Source organism: Bacillus sp. N13C7, assembly GCF_026790065.1.
In the GTDB taxonomy this organism is placed as follows: Bacteria; Bacillota; Bacilli; order Bacillales; family Bacillaceae; genus Bacillus.
The window spans coordinates 72,424-93,771 of sequence record NZ_JALAMO010000016.1 but is presented as its reverse complement, the minus strand read 5'-3'; the positions used below and the strand labels follow the sequence as shown (position 1 = coordinate 93,771).

Genomic DNA, 21,348 nt, shown 5'->3' with positions numbered 1-21,348 from the left:
ATAGAACATATGTTTTGTATAGGCGGGTGAACAAATTTTGAATTATATTAGCAATCAATTACTAAGCGGTTTAAATCCCGTTCAGCAGGAAGCTGTCAAAACAACGGACGGGCCTCTTTTGCTGATGGCGGGAGCGGGAAGCGGAAAGACGCGTGTCCTGACACACAGGATCGCTTATTTAATGGCAGAAAAGCATGTGGCGCCGTGGAACATTTTGGCGATCACATTTACAAATAAAGCGGCACGGGAAATGAAAGAACGTGTAGAAAGCATTCTCGGACCGGGCGCGGACGATATCTGGATTTCCACATTCCACAGCATGTGCGTGCGGATTTTGCGCAGAGATATCGACCGGATCGGGATCAACCGCAATTTCTCCATCCTTGATACAGCGGACCAGCTTTCGGTCATCAAAGGGATTTTGAAGGAACGCAATCTTGATCCGAAAAAATTTGATCCGAGAAGCATCCTCGGCACGATCAGCAGTGCGAAAAACGAATTGACCGAACCGGAGGAATTCTCTAAAGTTGCGGGCGGCTACTACGATCAAGTGGTCAGCGATGTATATGCTGATTATCAGAAGAAGCTATTGAAAAACCAATCGCTCGATTTCGACGATTTAATTATGACGACGATTAAACTTTTTGAACGTGTGCCGGAAGTGCTCGAATTTTATCAGCGCAAATTCCAGTACATCCACGTCGATGAGTATCAGGATACAAACAGGGCACAATACATGCTCGTTAAGCAGCTTGCAGAGCGTTTCCAGAACCTTTGCGTTGTCGGGGACTCTGACCAGTCGATCTACAGATGGCGCGGGGCGGATATCACCAACATCCTTTCTTTCGAAAAAGATTATCCGAATGCTAGTGTCATTTTGCTGGAACAAAACTACCGTTCAACTAAACGGATTTTGCGCGCGGCTAACGAGGTCATCAAAAACAACTCTAACCGCAAACCGAAAAATTTATGGACGGAAAACGACGAAGGCATCAAGATTTCCTATTACCGCGGAGATAATGAGTTCGGCGAAGGGCAGTTTGTGGCCGGTAAAATCCATCAACTTTACAGCTCAGGCAAGCGGAAGCTGTCGGATATCGCCATTTTGTACCGGACAAATGCACAGTCCCGTGTGATTGAGGAAACGCTTCTCAAAGCGGGCTTGAACTATAACATTGTCGGCGGCACAAAGTTCTATGACAGAAAAGAAATTAAAGACATTCTCGCCTATCTTCGACTCGTATCCAATCCGGATGACGATATCAGTTTCACGCGCATTGTCAATGTGCCGAAACGCGGAGTCGGCGCGACATCACTTGAAAAAATCGCTTCATATGCGGCGATGAACGGCCTGTCATTTTTCCAAGCGATTCAACAGGTTGATTTTATCGGCGTCAGCGCCAAGGCAGCCAATGCGCTTGACAGCTTCAGGCAGATGATTGAGAACCTGACCAATATGCAGGATTACTTATCCATTACAGAGCTGACGGAAGAAATTCTGGATAAGACGGAATACAGGGAAATGCTGAAGGCTGAGAAATCAATCGAGGCCCAAAGCCGTTTAGAAAACATCGACGAGTTTCTGTCTGTCACGAAAAACTTTGAACAGAAAAGCGAAGATAAGACACTCGTTGCGTTCCTGACAGACTTGGCACTGATTGCAGATATCGATCAGCTTGACCAGCAGGAGGAAGAGTCCGGCGGCAAGGATGCAATCACCCTGATGACACTGCACGCCGCAAAAGGACTGGAGTTCCCGGTTGTTTTCTTGATGGGGCTTGAAGAAGGCGTCTTCCCGCATAGCCGTTCTCTCATGGAGGAAGCGGAAATGGAAGAAGAACGCCGCCTTGCGTACGTTGGGATTACAAGGGCAGAGCAGGAACTTTATCTGACAAACGCTAAAATGCGCACTTTGTTTGGCCGAACGAATATGAACCCGGAATCTCGCTTTATAGCTGAAATACCGAATGATTTATTGGAAAACCTAAATGAGAAAAAAGAAACGAGAGCGCCGTCTGCGAGAAAAATGCAGCCGAGACGCGGCCCTGTTTCACGTCCGGTATCCTACGCCAGCAAAACAGGCGGCGACACTTTAAATTGGGCAGTCGGAGATAAGGCTGGCCATAAAAAATGGGGAACAGGAACTGTCGTCAGTGTGAAAGGCGAAGGAGAAGGGACAGAGCTCGATATTGCCTTCCCGAGCCCTATCGGCGTGAAACGCCTGTTAGCGGCCTTCGCTCCTATTGAAAAGCAGTAATTGAAGAGGAAAGGAAGAAGCAGATGGACAAAGAAACAGCGAAGCAGCGGGCAGAAGAACTGCGCCGCACCATCAATAAGTATAGCTATGAATATTACACCTTAGATGAACCGAGCGTCCCTGATGCCGAATACGACAGATTGATGCAGGAGCTGATTGCGATTGAGGAGGAGCATCCAGACCTCAGAACGCCTGACTCTCCTACGCAGCGTGTCGGCGGAGCCGTGCTTGAAGCGTTTCAGAAAGTCACCCACGGCACGCCGATGCTCAGTCTGGGCAACGCCTTTAATGCTGATGATCTCCGTGATTTCGACCGCCGGGTGCGTCAGGCCGTCGGCGACGATGTGGCGTATAATGTGGAGCTGAAAATAGACGGTCTTGCTGTTTCTCTCCGTTATGAAGACGGCTATTTTGTCAGAGGAGCCACAAGAGGTGACGGAACGACGGGAGAGGATATTACGGAGAATCTGAAGACGATCCGCAATATCCCGCTGAAAATGAAACGTGATTTGTCGATCGAAGTGCGCGGCGAGGCGTATATGCCAAAGCGTTCGTTTGAAAAGCTCAATGAGGAACGGATCAAAAACGAGGAAGAACCGTTCGCCAATCCGCGAAATGCCGCCGCGGGATCACTCAGACAGCTCGATCCGAAAATTGCTGCGAAACGAAATCTTGATATCTTCGTCTACAGTATAGCGGAGCTTGACGAGATGGGTGTGGAGACGCAAAGCCAAGGGCTTGATTTTCTCGACGAAATCGGATTTAAAACGAACCAGGAACGAAAAAAATGCGGCAGCATAGAAGAAGTCATAGAGCTGATTGACGAGTTTCAGTCAAAGCGCGCTGACCTTCCGTATGAAATTGACGGCATCGTGATTAAAGTTGATTCTCTTGATCAGCAGGAGGAGCTTGGTTTTACGGCGAAAAGCCCGCGCTGGGCCATCGCATATAAATTTCCTGCTGAAGAGGTTGTCACGAAGCTTCTCGATATCGAATTAAATGTCGGCAGAACGGGTGTGATTACGCCGACCGCGATTCTTGAGCCGGTAAAAGTTGCCGGCACAACGGTCTCAAGAGCATCCCTTCATAACGAAGATTTAATTAGAGAGAAGGACATTCGGATCTTGGATAAAGTTGTCGTCAAAAAAGCGGGCGATATCATTCCGGAAGTCGTGAACGTCCTCGTTGAACAGCGCACAGGGGAAGAAAAGGAATTCAGTATGCCGACGGAATGTCCTGAATGCGGCAGTGAACTCGTCCGTATTGAAGGAGAAGTGGCGCTGCGCTGCATTAACCCTGAATGCCCGGCGCAAATCCGGGAAGGGCTGATCCATTTTGTTTCCCGCAATGCCATGAACATTGACGGGCTTGGTGAACGAGTCATCACACAGCTGTTCGAGGAGAATCTTGTCCGCAATGTGGCAGATTTATATAAACTGACAAAGGAACAGGTCATCCAGCTTGAACGCATGGGCGAAAAGTCCACTGAAAACCTGATCAGCTCCATCCAAAAATCAAAAGAAAATTCGTTAGAGCGCCTGCTGTTCGGACTCGGCATTCGCTTTATCGGATCAAAGGCTGCAAAGACGCTTGCCATGCATTTTGAAAGCCTGGAGAACCTGAAAAAAGCCTCTAAAGAGGAGCTTCTCGCGGTAGATGAAATCGGTGAAAAAATGGCTGACGCGGTCATTACTTATTTTCATAAAGAAGAAATGCTGGAACTCCTGGATGAACTGCAGGAGCTGGGCGTAAACACACTCTACAAGGGCCCGAAAAAAGTAAAAGCAGAGGACAGCGATTCTTACTTTGCCGGTAAAACAATTGTTCTGACAGGAAAGCTGGAAGAACTGTCAAGAAACGAAGCCAAAGCGCAGATCGAAGCGCTCGGCGGAAAGCTGACTGGAAGCGTCAGCAAAAACACAGACTTGGTCATCGCCGGAGAAGCGGCGGGAAGCAAGCTGGCAAAAGCACAAGAGCTGAACATTGAAGTGTGGAATGAAGAACAGTTAATGGGAGAGCTAAAGAAATAAGAGGAGTGTTTTCTATTGAAAAAGACGTTGGCATTGGCGGCAACGGCGGCAGTGTTAATGCTGTCTGCCTGCTCGTCAGGTTTTGGGGGGGAGAAGGAGGAAGAGATTACGCAAAAGACGGCGAAATCGTCAGAAAAAGCGATTGTCCCGAAATATAATATCTCTGATTCCTATTATAAAATGGTGCTGCCGTTTAAGGCGGGAAAAGCGCGCGGCTTGACAACGGAACAGCTGAATACAAGATTGGACATTGATGAGTTCGAAACAGGGCTGATGCGTCTTGCCCAGGACTCCTTCTCGACTGACGATTATCTGTTCCAAGAAGGGCAATATTTAGATGAAGATACAGTATTAAGCTGGCTGGCACGGAAAAAAACAGGCTCTGATCTGAAAAAAGCCGAAAAAGAAGATAAAAACTTCAAAAATGAAGGCTTGAACCCGGCGCTCCCGAGCTCCGGCTCAACAGAAGAAAAGAACGAAAGCAGCCCGGTTTATTTAGCTTCCATGCTGGAGCACGATTATTTAGTCAGAAAAGACAAGAATTCCATCCAGCTTGGCGGCGTGATGATCGGATTGGCGTTAAACTCCGTGTATTACTATCGTGAAAAAACAGGCGACCCTCAAAAAGAAGTGGAGATTAAGGACAGCACGCTCCGCCAGCAGGGAGAAAAAATCGCACAGGAGGTCATTAACCGTCTCCGTAAAAAAGACAACCTGAAGAATGTGCCAATTACGGTCGCACTCTACAAGCAGGCGTCAAAAACTTCGATTGTGCCTGGGAACTTCATCGCCAAAACAGAAGTCAAGGCTGGTTCCACGGATATCTCAAACTGGGATGACATAAATGAAAAGTATGTATTCTACCCGGCGGATACAGCCACAGCGGAAAAATACCCGGATGACACCGAGGTCTTTAAGCGGTTTAAAAACTCAATTGAAGAGTATTTCCCGAACTATACAGGTGTTGTAGGTACAGCGCTATATGAAAATAATGAAATGACGAAAATGAAGATTGACATTCCAATGCAATTCTACGGAAAAAGTGAAGTCGTCGCGTTTACCCAGTTCTTAACGGGTGAAGTGATGGACTACTACTCCAAGAGCTCAGTTGATGTTGAAGTCAATATCACGTCCTCAGACGGGCAGGAAGCGGTCATTATCCGCAATGCCGGAGATAAAGAACCGACTGTCCACATTTATGACTGATAAACAAAGCAGAACCCTTGTGCCATATTGGCACAAGGGTTTTTTATGTTACAATTAACAGGAAAAGGAAAAACAATTTCGCTTCTGCCGAAACACAAAACAAAGGGAGGTATGTTGATGCTGGCACTCGTGTGAAAATAATCCATTTCAAATCGATAGCAAAGAAAGGGAGTTTGTTATGCATAAAGAAATCAAAGGCATATTTCGTGAAAACCAGGTTTTGGCAGAGGCTGCAGTGAGATATGGTTTTGCAAAAAATCAGGTTCGTTTTCTGGCTGATGCGGAAAACTATGTATATGAATGTATGAAAGACAATTACTCTTACATTTTAAAGATCACCCATACGATTCGGAGATCTTCTGATTACATTATGGGAGAGATGGATTGGCTCCGTCACCTGGCAGAAGGCGGAATGTCAGTTGCCAAACCGCTCCTGTCGCTGAGCGGGAAAGAGGTTGAAGAGGTGCCCGACGGAAACGGCGGGGCATTTTTATTGAGAGTGTATGAGAAAGCACCGGGACAAAAAGTGAATGAATCGGACTGGAATGAAACACTATTTTATGAGCTTGGCAGGTACACAGGCAGCATGCACAGCCTCACAAAAAGCTATACACTAAGCAATCCCGCTTTTAAAAGACAGGAATGGGATGAAGAGGAGCAATTAAAGCTGAGAAAGTATGTTCCTGAAGATCAGGAAAAGGTGTTTCAGCAAGTTGATTTGCTGATGAATAAATTGCAGCGGCTGCCGAAGAACCCGGACAGCTACGGCTTGGTGCACGCGGATCTGCATCATGGCAATTTTCATTGGGACCATGGCAAAATTACAGCATTTGATTTTGATGATATCGGCTACAATTGGTTCATTAACGATATCAGCATTCTTCTTTACAATGTGCTGTGGTATCCGGTTGTTCCATATGAAGATAAAGCTGCGTTTACAAAAGAATTTATGACGCACTTTATGAAAGGGTACCGGGAGGAAAATGATCTTGATCCTGAGTGGCTGTTGTGGATACCTGATTTTCTCCGCCTTCGCCACATGCTGATTTACGGGTTGCTGCATCAGATGTTTGATCTTAACACAATAGGAGAAGAGGAAAAAGAAATGCTGGCCGGTTTCAGAAGAGATATAGAACATGGCGCACCGATTACAGCATTTGATTTTTCTTCACTGGTTAGATAGAAAAAAGCCAATGGGGTTCAATCCCATTGGCTTTTATAATGTATCACACTTCACGCCGACTACGCCTTCAATGTCTTTAATGTCATAGTAGACATCGGTTGTATATCTGTTTTTATGGACGCGGACCTTCACTTCCATAATTGGAAAATCCTTTTCGCCCAGATCATCGATTCGGACGGAGTGTGCTTTGATATCTCTTCTTTTCATTTCTTTTAAAATCTCTGTCATTTTGTCTTTATCAGAAAGCGACATTCTGATGCGGATGTCTTTTTCCTGCAGGCGGTCAGGGCCGATCTTTCTGACTACCCATGGCAGAAATTCCACGCTGATCAGGATGAACAGAAGACTGGCAAATGCTTCCTTATAAAATCCGGCTCCTGTTGCCAGCCCGAGCCCCGCAGCCCCCCAGATCATCGCCGAAGTCGTCAGGCCGGAAATGACATCGTTGCTTTTCCGCAGGATGACACCAGCTCCGATAAATCCGACGCCGGAAATGATTTGTGCCGGCAGACGCAGCGGGTCCATCATGATGCGGTAGTATTTAGGGAAATGATATGCCGCATTAATGCTGACGATCGTCAGCATGCATGAGCTGACGGCGATAACGATGCAGGTTTTTAATCCGAGCGGCTTATTTTTCAGCTCGCGCTCCAGCCCAATGACCATGCCAATCAACGTGGCAATGCCCAATTTTAATAAAATATCAGGATCAATATACCAGCTCAACAGCAAATTCCCCCTTCTCTAAGGTGTTTTTAAATAAATATGATTTTCTCACAGTATTTATAGCAAAACAAGGGCACAAAAGCCACCAAGCGGTGCTTGATGGCTTATTAATTACTTTTTGCGCTTTAACAGCTTCTCCATAACACCGAATAATCGGTAAGAGGCTTTTGCAGGACGTTTAGTGATCATGCTGACAATGATGCCGGCAATCATACTGAGAATAAACCCAGGGATGATTTCGTACACGCCGGTTGATTTTGCCAGGCCGGTTGTAATCCAGATCAACACGGTCGCAGCCCCGACAATCATCGCAGCAAGCGCGCCCCATTCGTTCATCCGCTTCCAATAGAGGCTGAGCAGAATCGCAGGACCGAAAGCTGAACCGAAGCCGGCCCAAGCATATCCGACTAAATCAAGAATGGTGCTGCTCGGATTCAATGATAAGAGAACCGCGATAACGGCAATCACTAATACAGACAGACGCCCGATCATGACCAATTCTTTATCGGAAGCCTTTCGTCTGAAATACGTCCGGTATAAATCCTCTGTCACAGCACTTGCTGTTACCAAGAGCTGTGAGGAGATGGAACTCATGATCGCAGCTAAAATAGCTGACAATAGGAATCCTGTAATTAAAGGGTGAAACAAGATTTTAGAGAAGATAATGAATATCATCTCCGGATCTTTTACAGCAACTCCGAATTTATGGGCATAAGCAACACCGATCAAACCTGTCAGCACGGAACCGAGAACTGAAATGATCATCCAGCTCATGCCGATTCTGCGTGCAGGCTTTAAATCTTTAATGTTTTTAATCGCCATAAATCGGACGATAATATGAGGCTGGCCGTAGTAGCCCAAGCCCCAGGCTAAATAGGAAATAATGCTAATGACGCTCGCGCCTTTAAAGATATCCAATAAGTGTGGGTTAACAGCGCTGATTTCATGGAAAGTCGGAGCAACGCCGCCCACGTGGGTAAAAGCAACGATCGGCACAAGCACTAGTGCTGCAAACATGATCGCACCCTGCACAAAGTCAGTCAGACTGACAGCAAGGAAACCGCCAAACAGTGTATATAACACGACTACTGCGGTAGTCAGAAACAAGCCTAATTTGTAATCCGCGCCAAAAGCAGATTCAAACAGCCGTCCGCCAGATACCATACCCGAAGAGGTATATAATGTGAAAAAGATCATGATAACCAAAGCAGATACGATTTTCAGCAGTGATGAAGAATGCTGGAATCGTTTATCAAAGAAATCAGGAATTGTAATCGCATCATCCGCCGCTTCCGTATAAGCTCGCAGTCTTGGAGCCAGCAGCAAGTAGTTTGAGTACGCCCCGATTGTAAGCCCTAAAGCAAGCCATAAGGTGGACAGCCCTGTCGCAAACATCGCGCCGGGAACACCCATCAGCATCCATCCGCTCATATCCGCCGCGCCGGCAGACAAAGCAGTGACAAACGGTCCGAGACCTCTTCCGCCAAGCATGTAATCGTTGATGTCAGTGGTTTTCTTAAATGCATACCAGCCGATTAACAGCATGGCAATAAAGTAAATTCCTAACGATATAATAATTTCAATACTCACGTTTTACCCTCTCTTCATTTCTAATAATGTTGCATCACCTCTCAAATTGATGGTGCCAGTTAAGCAGCCTGGCGCAAGTGCAAACCGAGAGAAATTTTTCTGCGGGTGCACTTGGTAACTTAACCTAACAAAGTATTCCCAGCCATTCAAGCGATGAAACATGGATCATTAGCGGGAAATACCGCTGCTAACCTAGAAGGGAATAAGAAGTAAAACGCTTTCAAAAAATAATTAAAGTAAAAATTTTCAGAAAAATATTTCGTTTCTCCTTTGCCTCTTTTTAGTATAAAATATATAGGGTATTGTCTCGAAAACACAGGCCTGTCCTAAGGCGATTTGTTGCTTTAAAGGGCTTGTTTTTGATATGATCAGTATTATATGACTTAACGGAGAAATATGTGGAGGTGGATCATATGTCACGAATTTCAATAGAAGAAGTAAAGCACGTTGCGCACCTTGCAAGACTTGCAATTACGGAAGAAGAAGCAAAAATGTTCACTGAACAGCTCGACAGCATCATTTCATTTGCCGAGGAGCTTAATGAGGTTAACACAGACAATGTGGAGCCTACAACTCACGTGCTGAAAATGAAAAATGTCATGAGAGAAGATGAAGCGGGTAAAGGCCTTCCGGTTGAGGATGTCATGAAAAATGCGCCTGACCATAAAGACGGCTATATTCGTGTGCCATCAATTCTGGACTAAAGGAGGGACACAAGAATGTCATTATTTGATCACAAAATCACAGAATTAAAACAGCTCATACATAAAAAAGAGATTAAGATTTCTGATCTGGTTGACGAATCTTATAAACGCATTCAAGCGGTTGATGATAAGGTACAAGCCTTTTTGGCATTAGATGAAGAAAGAGCGCGCGCGTACGCGAAGGAGCTTGATGAGGCGGTTGACGGCCGCTCTGAGCACGGCCTTCTCTTCGGTATGCCGATCGGCGTAAAAGATAATATCGTAACAAAAGGGCTGCGCACGACATGCTCCAGCAAAATTCTCGAAAACTTTGATCCGATTTACGACGCTACTGTGGTTCAGCGCCTTCAAGATGCTGAAGCAGTTACAATCGGAAAACTGAACATGGACGAATTCGCCATGGGATCATCTACGGAAAACTCAGCCTACAAGCTGACGAAAAACCCTTGGAACTTGGATACAGTTCCCGGCGGTTCAAGCGGCGGATCAGCGGCTGCGGTTGCTGCGGGAGAAGTTCCGTTTTCTCTTGGATCTGACACAGGCGGTTCCATCCGTCAGCCTGCATCCTTCTGCGGCGTTGTCGGATTGAAACCTACATACGGACGCGTATCCCGTTACGGGCTGGTCGCATTTGCGTCTTCATTAGACCAAATCGGGCCAATTACACGTACAGTTGAGGACAACGCATTCTTGCTACAAGCGATTTCCGGCGTAGACAAAATGGACTCTACAAGCGCAAATGTGGACGTGCCTGATTATCTTTCTTCATTAACTGGCGATATCAAAGGACTGAAAATCGCAGTTCCGAAAGAATACCTTGGTGAAGGTGTCGGCAAAGAAGCAAGAGAATCTGTTCTTGCCGCGCTGAAAGTTCTTGAAGGCCTCGGCGCTACATGGGAAGAAGTATCTCTTCCGCACAGCAAATATGCGCTTGCAACATATTACCTGCTGTCATCTTCTGAAGCGTCAGCCAACCTTGCACGCTTTGACGGCATCCGCTACGGTTACCGCACGGACAACGCGGACAACCTGATCGATCTTTATAAGCAAACGCGCGCTGAAGGTTTCGGAAATGAAGTGAAACGCCGCATTATGCTCGGAACATTCGCTTTAAGCTCAGGCTACTACGATGCATACTACAAAAAAGCGCAAAAAGTGCGTACGTTGATTAAGAAGGACTTTGAAGACGTATTTGAGAAGTATGATGTCATTGTCGGACCGACTACACCGACACCTGCATTTAAAATCGGTGAAAACACGAAAGATCCGCTCACGATGTATGCGAACGATATCTTGACGATTCCGGTCAACCTTGCCGGCGTACCGGGAATCAGCGTGCCATGCGGATTTGCTGACGGACTTCCGCTCGGCCTGCAAATCATCGGAAAACACTTTGATGAAAGCACTGTATACCGTGTTGCTCATGCATTTGAACAAGCGACAGACCATCATAAAGCAAAACCTGAACTGTAAGGGGTGAAAAGAATTGAACTTTGAAACGGTAATCGGACTTGAAGTCCACGTTGAGTTAAAAACAAAATCTAAAATTTTCTCAAGCTCTCCAACGCCATTCGGCGCGGAGGCGAACACGCAGACTAGCGTCATTGACCTCGGATATCCGGGCGTCCTGCCTGTTCTGAATAAAGAAGCTGTTGAATTCGCAATGAAAGCGGCTATGGCGCTCAACTGTGAAATCGCAACAGATACGAAGTTTGACCGCAAAAACTATTTCTATCCGGACAACCCGAAAGCGTATCAGATTTCTCAATTTGATAAGCCAATCGGCGAAAACGGCTGGATCGAAATTGAAGTCGGCGGAAAAACAAAACGCATCGGCATCACACGCCTTCACCTTGAAGAAGATGCCGGAAAACTGACACACACAGGCGACGGCTATTCTCTTGTTGACTTCAACCGCCAAGGAACGCCGCTTGTTGAGATCGTATCAGAGCCGGATATCCGCACGCCGGAAGAAGCGTATGCGTATCTTGAAAAGCTGAAATCCATCATCCAATATACAGGCGTTTCTGACTGTAAAATGGAAGAAGGCTCACTTCGCTGTGACGCCAATATTTCTCTTCGTCCGATCGGCCAAGAGGAATTCGGCACAAAAACAGAATTGAAAAACTTGAACTCCTTTGCGTTTGTTCAAAAAGGCCTTGAGCATGAAGAAAAACGCCAGGAGCAGATTCTTCTCTCCGGCGGCGTTATCCAGCAGGAAACGCGCCGTTATGATGAAGCAACGAAGAAAACCATTCTCATGCGTGTCAAAGAGGGATCTGACGACTACCGTTACTTCCCTGAGCCAGACCTCGTCGAGCTTTACATTGACGACGAATGGAAGGAACGCGTAAGAGCAAGCATTCCTGAGCTTCCGGATGAGCGCCGCAAGCGCTATATCGAAGAGCTCGGCTTGCCTGCATATGATGCGATGGTTCTGACGCTGACAAAAGAAATGGCTGATTTCTTCGAAGAAACCGTTCAAAAAGGCGCTGAAGCCAAACAAGCATCTAACTGGCTAATGGGTGAAGTGTCAGCTTACTTAAATGCAGAACAAAAAGAGCTTGCTGATGTTGCGCTGACACCTGAAGGCCTTGCCGGCATGATCAAATTGATAGAAAAAGGAACCATTTCTTCTAAGATCGCGAAGAAAGTGTTCAAGGAATTGATTGAAAAAGGCGGCGACGCTGAGAAGATTGTGAAAGAAAAAGGCCTCGTTCAGATTTCTGATGAAGGCGTGCTTCTGAAGCTTGTCACAGAGGCGCTTGACAACAATCCACAATCCATCGAAGACTTTAAAAACGGGAAAGACCGTGCGATCGGCTTCCTTGTCGGACAAATTATGAAAGCGTCCAAAGGACAAGCCAACCCGCCGATGGTCAACAAAATCCTGCTTGAAGAAATTAAAAAACGATAAGAAAAAAGCAGCCCGCAGCGGCTGCTTTTTTTGGTTAAATTGAGATAAAGACAGAAATCAGAGCCCGAAGCTTTTCAATTTTTTCGTCATTGGTTCCGGTTAAATTCGAGAGCATGCCTTTAATAATCGGCTTGCGCGGTTTATCCTGAGTCAGTTCTTCCTCAATGACATCCAGCGACACGATGATATCCTCAGTAAGCGTGCTGTTTTCTTTCACTTTCTGAATGTCCTTAAGCAGCTGGTCTTTCCCCGCAGGCATCGGGCTGAAAATGTCTTTAGGCACAATCGGATTGAGGGATGAACGGCTCAGCCCCTGTACAAGATCATCCAGTCTCTCAATGATAAAGGCCGAGATCTCTTCTGCATCGATGTTGAGCTCTCCGTTAAAAACCATCACATTCATATAGGAATGCACAATGCCTCTTGCCATGATGGAGAGGTCTGCGACGTACCGCTCGATTCCTTCGCCATAGGACGCCAGCAAGGCGTTCCGGTACAGTTTATCCGTCTCCATGGTTACTTTGTAAAAGTATTGCTTGATTTCTTGATTTTCCGGAATGATATTTTCGGTAAGCAAAAGAACGATAAAATCTTTATGATCACGGAAATCATTAAATTGAGCGCCAATTTGCTTTTTCAATACTTCCTTAGGCGGTTTTCCGGCGAGATCTTCTTCTATCTTCTTCATTTTTGTCATAGACATGCCAATGTAATATTCACAAGCAGATAACAGCAGCGCTTCCTTCGATTTAAAGTGCAAATAAAAAGCGCCCTTGGAGATGCCGCATTCACTGGCGATTTCCTGGATCGTCGTAGCAGCGAATCCTTTTTTCGCAAATAAATGAATGCTGGTTTTTATGATTCTCTCTTTTTTTTCATTCATGACGTGCTTCCCCTTAATCCTTGAAAAATTTAGTAAAATTTTCTGGTATATGAGTTGACGTTGTTGCGTTATAACGTTTAGTATTATATAGAATGACCAGTCAGTCAATAAAAATTGTAATGGAGGATATGATGAATCACGTTATTAATTTCGTTCTGAAAAACAAATTCGCCGTATGGCTGATGACGATTATTGTAACGGCAGCCGGCTTGTATGCGGGTATGAATATGAAGCAAGAATCCATTCCTGATGTGAATATGCCTTACTTGACGATCAGCACGACATATCCGGGCGCGACGCCAAGCCAAGTGGCTGATGAGGTGACCAAACCGGTTGAACAAGCGGTGCAGAATTTGGACGGAGTCAGCGTTGTGACGTCGACGTCCTATGAAAATGCATCGTCGGTCATGATTGAATATGACTATGAGAAAGATATGGACAAAGCGAAAACAGAAGCGGCTGAAGCATTAGAAAACGTCAGCCTGCCTGAGGACGCGAAGGATCCGGAGATTTCACGCTACAGCTTGAATTCCTTCCCGATTCTGACGCTTAGCGTGTCCAGTGATAAAGAGAATCTGCAAGAGCTGACAAAACAAGTGGAAGACAGCCTCGTTTCTAAGCTTGAAGGCATAGAAGGCGTTGCTTCAGTCCAAGTTTCAGGCCAGCAGGTGGAAGAGGTTGAATTCTCTTTCAAAGAAGACAAACTGAAAGAATACGGCCTTGATGAAGATACAGTCAAGCAAGTGATTCAAGGTTCAGATGTGACAACTCCGCTTGGATTGTACACATTCGGAAATGAAGAAAAATCTGTCGTCGTCAGCGGCGATATTGAAACAATTAAAGATTTGAAGAATATGAGAATCCCGACGGCATCTGCTTCAAGTGCAGGCAGCGGTGCGGCATCTCAAGCGGCGGCGCAGAGTGCACAAGCAGCCCAAAGCGCGCAAGCGGCAGCACAGGCGCAGCAAAGTGCAAGCACAGGTGTGCCGACGGTTAAGCTTTCTGATATTGCCACAATAAAAGATGTGAAAAAAGCTGAATCTGTTTCACGCACAAATGGCAAAGACAGCATCGGCATTAACATCGTCAAAGCAAACGATGCGAATACGGTAGAGGTGGCTGACGATGTCAAATCTGAACTGAAGAAGTTTAAAGAAGACCATAAAGGCTTCGACTACAGTGCAACTCTCGATATGGCAGAGCCGATCACACAGTCAGTTGAAACGATGTTAAGCAAAGCCATTTTCGGCGCGATTTTTGCGATTGTGATTATTCTCTTATTCTTAAGAGATATCAAATCAACATTAATTTCGGTAGTTTCAATCCCATTATCATTGCTGATCGCACTCCTTGTGCTGCAGCAGCTTGATATCACATTGAATATCATGACGCTCGGGGCAATGACCGTGGCCATCGGACGTGTGGTCGATGATTCCATCGTTGTGATCGAGAACATTTACCGCCGCATGAGACTTAAAGATGAGCCGCTTCGCGGAAAAGCATTGGTTCGTGAAGCGACGAAGGAAATGTTTAAACCGATCATGTCATCAACGATTGTGACAATTGCGGTATTCCTGCCGCTCGCACTTGTAGGCGGACAAATCGGTGAATTATTTATTCCATTTGCCTTAACGATCGTATTTGCGCTTGCCGCATCCCTGTTGATTTCGATCACGCTTGTGCCGATGCTCGCACACAGCCTGTTCAAAAAATCATTATCGGGCGCGCCGGTCAAAGCGAAAGAACATAAACCTGGCAGACTTGCAAATACCTATAAAAAAGTATTGAACTGGGCGCTGAGCCACAAGTGGATCACGTCTATCGTCGCTGTTCTGATGCTCCTTGGAAGCTTGTTCCTCGTACCGTTAATCGGTGCCAGCTACCTGCCGTCCGAGGAAGAGAAAACGATGCAGCTCACATACAGCCCAGAACCGGGTGAAACGAAAAAAGAAGCCGAAGATGAAGCTGAAAAAGCAGAAAAAATCCTGCTTGACCGCAAGCATGTCGATACAGTTCAGTATTCCTTAGGCTCTGGCAGCCCGCTTGCCGGGGGAGATTCAAACGGTGCGTTATTCTATATCAAATATGAAAGCGACACGCCTGATTTTGATAAAGAAAAAGACAACGTGCTGAAGGAAATCCAAAAGCAATCTGACCGCGGAGAATGGAAGTCACAGGACTTCAGCTCTTCAGGCAATAACAACGAATTAACATACTATGTGTATGGCGATTCTGAAAACGACATTAAAGACACGGTCAAAGACATTGAAAAAATCATGAAAGATGAAAAGGATCTGAAAAATGTAAACTCAGGCCTTTCCAGCACATATGATGAGTACACATTTGTCGCTGACCAAGAGAAGTTAAGCAAGCTCGGTTTAACTGCGTCTCAAATTTCTCAGGCCTTAATGTCACAAACATCACAAGAACCGCTCACAACCGTGAAAAAAGACGGCAAAGAGCTTGATGTGAACATTAAGACAGAAAAAGACGAGTATAAGAGTGTAAAAGATTTAGAGAACAAAAAGATCACTTCTGCGACTGGCCAGGAAGTCAAAATCGGAGATGTGGCCAAAGTAAAAGAAGGATCAACATCTGATACTGTGTCAAAACGTGACGGAAAAGTCTATGCGGATGTCACTGGTGAAGTGACATCTGACAACGTGACAGCTGTATCAGTTGATGTTCAGAAGAAAATCGATAAGCTTGACCTGCCTGATAACGTATCGATTGACACAGGCGGCGTATCGGCAGATATCGCTGATTCCTTCACGAAGCTTGGTTTAGCGATGCTGGCAGCAATAGCGATCGTTTACCTCGTGCTCGTCATTACATTCGGCGGGGCACTAGCGCCATTTGCGATCCTGTTCTCATTGCCGTTCACGGTCATCGGTGCCCTGGTCGGACTTTATGTATCAGGTGAAACGATCAGTCTGAACGCAATGATCGGTATGCTCATGCTGATCGGTATCGTTGTCACGAATGCGATTGTCTTAATTGACCGCGTCATCCATAAGGAAGCGGAAGGACTGTCTACGAGAGAAGCGCTCCTGGAAGCCGGCTCTACACGTCTCCGTCCGATCCTGATGACAGCCATTGCGACAATCGGCGCCTTGATTCCATTAGCACTCGGCTTCGAAGGCGGAAGCCAGGTCATTTCAAAAGGACTCGGCGTCACGGTTATCGGCGGTTTAATCAGTTCAACGCTTCTGACGCTCCTGATCGTGCCAATCGTATATGAAGTATTGGCGAAGTTCCGCAAGAAAAAACCGGGAACAGAAGAAGAGTAAAAAACAAAAAGCCTCAGCTCTGCTGAGGCTTTCAGCTTGTTGAAAAACCCTCGCATTCGTTGTCAGGTCTGCGCGTCGGTGCTCACGAATTCTACATTCGCTCCGCTCCAATGCTCCCCCTTCCTAGACTACAAAGGTTTTCAATCAAGCTGAAAGAATGTTAAGGATGACAAAAGCTCAAAACAAGAATCAGTTTTGAGCTTTTGTACGTTTTCACCTGTAAGATTATGTACATTTTGTTGCGATTTTTTTAACTCATAGTATAATTAAAGGTTGTTAGTGTAAAAATGGATCGGATACTCTTAAGTAGGATGATGAGATAATGAAACGTGCACGCATAATATACAATCCGACTTCAGGACGGGAGATCTTTAAAAAGCATCTTGCCCAGGTCCTGCAAAAATTTGAACAAGCCGGCTATGAAACCTCCACCCATGCCACGACATGCGCAGGAGACGCAACGCACGCCGCCAAGGAAGCGGCATTGCGTGAGTTTGACTTGATCGTTGCAGCGGGCGGAGACGGAACGATCAACGAGGTCGTCAACGGGCTTGCGCCTTTAGACAACCGTCCGACACTCGGTGTGATTCCTGTCGGCACAACGAACGACTTCGCCAGAGCGCTCAATATTCCGCGCGAGGATATTTTAAAAGCGGCAGATACGGTCATTAACGGCGTTGCCCGCCCGATTGATATCGGACAGGTGAACGGCCAGTATTTTATCAATATCGCCGGCGGAGGCCGTCTGACGGAGCTGACGTACGATGTGCCAAGCAAACTCAAAACGATGCTCGGCCAGCTTGCTTATTATTTAAAGGGAATGGAAATGCTGCCTTCACTTCGTCCGACAGAAGTCGAGATTGAATATGACGGCAAGCTGTTTCAAGGTGAAATCATGCTGTTTTTGGTCACGCTGACAAATTCCGTCGGCGGGTTCGAAAAACTCGCGCCGGATTCCAGCCTGAATGACGGCATGTTTGATTTGATGATACTAAAGAAAGCAAACCTTGCTGAATTTATCAGGGTCGCAACGATGGCGCTCCGCGGCGAACACATCAACGACCAGCACATTATTTATACAAAAGCGAACCGCGTGAAAGTCAATGTATCAGAAAAGATGCAGCTGAACCTGGACGGCGAGTACGGCGGCATGCTGCCGGGCGAATTCGTGAATCTGTATCGACACATTCACGTCGTCATGCCGAAGGAGAAAGCGGAACAGCTGGATGACTAAAAACTTGGCTTGTACAGGCCAAGTTTTTCTTTCGCTTAAAACTAGAGGTGATTATAGATGAAAATGAAACCCCCAGTAGAAAAAAACGAATACTACGATGTGACATTTGAGGATTTGACACATGAAGGAGCGGGCGTCGCAAAGGTCCAAGGCTTCCCGATCTTCGTGCCGAACGCCCTGCCGGAGGAAAAAGCCCAAATCAAAGTCACACGTGTCAAAAAAGGCTTCGCCTTCGGCCGCCTGATTGAGCTGAAGGAAGAGAGCCCGCACAGAACCAACGCCCCGTGTCCGATTTACAAACAATGCGGAGGCTGCCAGCTTCAGCACATGACCTACGAAGGCCAGCTCTTGTTTAAACAGAAACAAGTCAAAGACGTCTTAGAACGCATCGGCAAGCTGGACCTGTCAAACGTCACCGTGCACCCGACTCTCGGCATGGAAGACCCGTGGAATTACAGAAACAAAGCGCAGGTGCCGGTAGGAGAACGGGAAGGCGGACTCGTCGCCGGATTCTATCAGCAAAGAAGCCATGACATCATCGACATGAGCGCCTGCCTGATCCAGCAATCCAAAAACGACGAAGCCGTTCAAGCCGTCAAAGACATATGCGCCAAATACGGTGTCAAAGCGTACAACGAAGAACGCCACAAAGGCTGGCTCCGCCATATCATGGTCAGATACGGCGTGGTTACAGGTGAAATGATGATCGTCTTTATCACAAGAACAATCGACTTCCCGCACAAAGCGAAGATCATCGAAGACATCACAGCGCAATTCCCGCACGTCAAATCCATCGTGCAAAACATCAACCCGAACAAAACAAACGTCATCTTCGGGAACGAAACAAACGTCATCTGGGGCGAAGAATACATCTACGACCTCATCGGAGACGTCAAATTCGCCATCTCCGCCAGATCGTTTTATCAGGTCAACCCGGAGCAAACCAAAGTGCTCTACGACAAAGCGCTGGAGTACGCAGAGCTTCAAGGGGAAGAAACCGTCATCGACGCCTACTGCGGCATCGGAACGATTTCTCTCTTCCTGGCAAAGCAAGCGAAAAAAGTGTACGGAGTAGAAATTGTACCGGAGGCAATTGAGGATGCGAAACGCAACGCCGAGCTCAACGGCATCACAAACGCAGAGTTCGCGGTCGGTGAAGCGGAAACCGTGATTCCAAAATGGTATGAAGAAGGCATCACGGCCGATACGCTAGTTGTAGACCCGCCAAGAAAAGGCTGCGACGAAGCCCTCCTGCGGACGATTGTGGAGATGAAACCGAAGCGGGTGGTGTACGTGTCCTGTAATCCTGGGACGCTTGCGAGAGACCTGCGGGTGCTTGAGGATGGCGGGTATCAGACGCTCGAAGTGCAGCCTGTGGATATGTTTCCGCATACGAATCATGTGGAGTGTTGTTCACTACTCGAGCTGAAAAATTAATAAGGATGTAACAGTGAGTAAAGAGCCTTTTCGTTTAAAAGGGCTCAGGCTGTCTAGAAAGTTTCGAGAGCCTTTTAATTTTTTAAAAACCAGGGTTTACCCTGGTTTTTTTCTTGATTATATTAAACCTTTTGAATCAATAGATTATCCTGGATAAGGAAGTCGTCCCTTAATCTCCTGTGTAAAAGTACGTAGTTTTTTGATACTTTCATAGAATTCAGTCCAATTCCCAATTTCTCGATGTTTATAGGCATGGATAGCATTACGACGTTGTTGCACCAATGAAATAAAAGGGAACCATTTTTTTTCGAAGATATTTTCTTTCTGTAAAAATACTTTTAACTTTTCTAGTGGTAAGACATCAGGTTCAATTAGATTGCCTTTTTGGTCCTGTAAGCGGTGTTGGCTATTTTGGTATTGATTAACATGAACCGATAAGAACAGCTTAATCCCACCTTCTAACAGAGCTCCTAGGTTCGCCCAAGCAAGGATTAGTTTGCCTTCATTGTCTGTAGAGGTTCTATAGACTTCAGTCCATGTGAATAAGGATTCTGATAATGCGTGCAACCAATCTAATCTGGACCGGGTTAGAATCTTTTCGGCCTCTTCTGGAGCCCATCCCGCCGTATTTCCCCAAAAATACTGATGGTCTCTGTAGATTTCTACGATTTCGTTTATAGCTCGTCTTACTTCTTCTAATACTTCTTTTTCAAAAACTTCTACATGGCTCATTTCTCTTTTCCCCATTCTACTTTGTCTTTTATGGATGATTATCCTCTATCCATATAGAAAACCTCTAAATTTATATTTCTATTTTTTAGATTGTTTTATAAAAAATAGCTCAGCAGAGTAGGGCTGAGCCATTTTTAAATTATAGACCGAGGTAGTTAATTACAAATTCTTTATCATCCTCATCTTCAGGCAAAATACCAAGGTTTTTATATTCCCATATTGCGATTCTCTCATATCCATCTAATTCTGATGCTAAAATATCATCATAATTATAATCTAATTGGAATTCTCCACTACGATCCAATGTTAGTGTAAGGTTAGTCCAAACATCATCGTTATTATTTCTGTGTTCAGTTCTTAATTCTTCAAAAAGTTCTCTTAGTTCTCTTAACAACGTCTTGAAAATATCCTTGCTTACGTTGTAATGGCTAGGTATATCTTGTGAATAAATAATTTGATTATTTTCTGGTGTCTTGAAGTGAAAGAGAACCATGGTAGAGTCATTTAGTACTTCTGCATAAAGATAAATTTTTGTCCATTCACAAGGTATGATGTTATTTAATTTCTGACTAATAAGCTGATACAAATCTTGCATTTTTTTTGTTTCCAATCTTTTCACCTTCAATCGTCGAGAAATCTTAATTATCAAAAATAGCTCAGCAGAGAAGGGCTGAGCCATTTTTGATTTATAGACCGAAGTAGTTTATTACAAATTCTTTGTCGTCCTCATCTTTAGGCAATATCCCTAAATTTTGATATTTCCAAACATCTCGTCTTTGAAGGTCATCAAGTTCAGACGATAAAACATCGTCATAATTATAATCAATTGAAAACTTTCCGGTGTTTTCTAATTTTAAAGTGAGATTTGTCCAAATATCTTGATTGCCTAGCTTAAATTCTTCTTTTAGTTCTTCAAATAGCTCTTGAAGTTCAATTAGCAGTTGATCGTAAATCTCTTCGCTCACATCAAAGTGTTCAGGTATATAATGAGAAAATAAATAATCGCTGTTATTTGGTGTTGTAAAATAAAAGTATATATCTGCTGAGTCATCAAGTATTTCAGCATATAAAACGATCTTTTCCCATTGAGATGGAATCATTTCATTTAGATGTTCAGCAATCTTTTGATATAGTTCACCCATTTTTTGAGTTTCCATTA

Annotated in this window: 15 protein-coding genes and 1 pseudogene; 10 read left to right on the top strand and 6 right to left on the bottom strand. The window is 45.3% G+C overall.

Annotated elements, in window-relative coordinates; genetic code table 11:
* Positions 1-37 precede the first annotated feature (37 nt).
* The 4 genes from pcrA (at position 38) to MOB98_RS16645 (ending at position 6,676) form a co-directional block, all read left to right on the top strand.
* On the top strand, positions 38-2,257 hold the full coding sequence (pcrA, locus tag MOB98_RS16660; RefSeq protein WP_268361812.1) for a DNA helicase PcrA: 2,220 nt from the start codon (positions 38-40) through the stop codon (positions 2,255-2,257).
* 23 nt (positions 2,258-2,280) lie between these two features.
* Positions 2,281-4,287, top strand: a complete 2,007-nt coding sequence (gene ligA / locus MOB98_RS16655; RefSeq protein WP_268361814.1) for an NAD-dependent DNA ligase LigA — start codon at positions 2,281-2,283, stop codon at positions 4,285-4,287.
* 15 nt (positions 4,288-4,302) lie between these two features.
* Complete coding sequence (locus MOB98_RS16650) at positions 4,303-5,493, top strand: CamS family sex pheromone protein (RefSeq protein ID WP_268361816.1); 1,191 nt, start codon at positions 4,303-4,305, stop codon at positions 5,491-5,493.
* Positions 5,494-5,671: 178 nt separating this feature from the next.
* The gene (locus tag MOB98_RS16645; protein ID WP_268361818.1) at positions 5,672-6,676 is read left to right on the top strand and encodes a phosphotransferase enzyme family protein; all 1,005 of its coding nucleotides are present in this window, start codon (positions 5,672-5,674) and stop codon (positions 6,674-6,676) included.
* Between the two features lie 33 nt (positions 6,677-6,709).
* Here the strand turns inward: MOB98_RS16645 and MOB98_RS16640 are convergent, their stop codons facing one another.
* On the bottom strand, positions 6,710-7,408 hold the full coding sequence (locus tag MOB98_RS16640) for an MgtC/SapB family protein (protein ID WP_268361819.1): 699 nt from the start codon (positions 7,406-7,408) through the stop codon (positions 6,710-6,712).
* Between the two features lie 105 nt (positions 7,409-7,513).
* Positions 7,514-8,992 (bottom strand): proline transporter OpuE, encoded by a 1,479-nt coding sequence (gene opuE / locus MOB98_RS16635; RefSeq protein ID WP_268361821.1) that lies wholly within the window; start codon positions 8,990-8,992, stop codon positions 7,514-7,516.
* A 413-nt stretch (positions 8,993-9,405) separates the two neighbouring features.
* Here opuE and gatC point away from each other — a divergent pair, with 413 nt between their 5' ends.
* From gatC to gatB, 3 genes are read left to right on the top strand one after another with little or no spacing between them, the layout of a single operon-like run.
* The gene (gene gatC, locus MOB98_RS16630) at positions 9,406-9,696 is read left to right on the top strand and encodes an Asp-tRNA(Asn)/Glu-tRNA(Gln) amidotransferase subunit GatC (protein ID WP_003219442.1); all 291 of its coding nucleotides are present in this window, start codon (positions 9,406-9,408) and stop codon (positions 9,694-9,696) included.
* Between the two features lie 15 nt (positions 9,697-9,711).
* Positions 9,712-11,169, top strand: coding sequence for an Asp-tRNA(Asn)/Glu-tRNA(Gln) amidotransferase subunit GatA (gene gatA, locus MOB98_RS16625; RefSeq protein WP_268361822.1), 1,458 nt, complete (start codon positions 9,712-9,714; stop codon positions 11,167-11,169).
* A 13-nt stretch (positions 11,170-11,182) separates the two neighbouring features.
* Positions 11,183-12,613, top strand: a complete 1,431-nt coding sequence (gatB, locus tag MOB98_RS16620) for an Asp-tRNA(Asn)/Glu-tRNA(Gln) amidotransferase subunit GatB (RefSeq protein ID WP_268367207.1) — start codon at positions 11,183-11,185, stop codon at positions 12,611-12,613.
* Between the two features lie 15 nt (positions 12,614-12,628).
* Here gatB and MOB98_RS16615 read toward each other — a convergent pair.
* Positions 12,629-13,496, bottom strand: a pseudogene (locus tag MOB98_RS16615) (TetR/AcrR family transcriptional regulator); the annotation flags it as partial.
* Between the two features lie 131 nt (positions 13,497-13,627).
* On the opposite strand from MOB98_RS16615, the gene srfP reads away from it, so the two are divergent.
* From srfP to rlmD, 3 genes are all read left to right on the top strand, one after another.
* Positions 13,628-16,786, top strand: coding sequence for a surfactin resistance protein SrfP (gene srfP, locus MOB98_RS16610; protein WP_268367208.1), 3,159 nt, complete (start codon positions 13,628-13,630; stop codon positions 16,784-16,786).
* A gap of 322 nt (positions 16,787-17,108) precedes the next feature.
* Positions 17,109-18,020, top strand: a complete 912-nt coding sequence (locus MOB98_RS16605; RefSeq protein WP_003219448.1) for a diacylglycerol kinase — start codon at positions 17,109-17,111, stop codon at positions 18,018-18,020.
* A 57-nt stretch (positions 18,021-18,077) separates the two neighbouring features.
* Positions 18,078-19,457 carry a 23S rRNA (uracil(1939)-C(5))-methyltransferase RlmD gene (gene rlmD, locus MOB98_RS16600; protein ID WP_268359802.1) on the top strand — a complete coding sequence of 460 codons (1,380 nt, stop codon included), beginning with the start codon at positions 18,078-18,080 and terminating at the stop codon, positions 19,455-19,457.
* Between the two features lie 144 nt (positions 19,458-19,601).
* Here rlmD and MOB98_RS16595 read toward each other — a convergent pair whose 3' ends face one another.
* The 3 genes from MOB98_RS16595 to MOB98_RS16585 form a co-directional block, all read right to left on the bottom strand.
* A complete protein-coding gene (locus tag MOB98_RS16595; RefSeq protein ID WP_268367209.1) occupies positions 19,602-20,189 on the bottom strand; it encodes a hypothetical protein in 588 nt (195 codons plus the stop codon).
* 139 nt (positions 20,190-20,328) lie between these two features.
* Complete coding sequence (locus MOB98_RS16590; protein ID WP_268359805.1) at positions 20,329-20,799, bottom strand: TIGR01741 family protein; 471 nt, start codon at positions 20,797-20,799, stop codon at positions 20,329-20,331.
* 76 nt (positions 20,800-20,875) lie between these two features.
* On the bottom strand, positions 20,876-21,346 hold the full coding sequence (locus MOB98_RS16585; protein WP_268359806.1) for an immunity protein YezG family protein: 471 nt from the start codon (positions 21,344-21,346) through the stop codon (positions 20,876-20,878).
* Between the last annotated feature and the right edge of the window lie 2 nt (positions 21,347-21,348).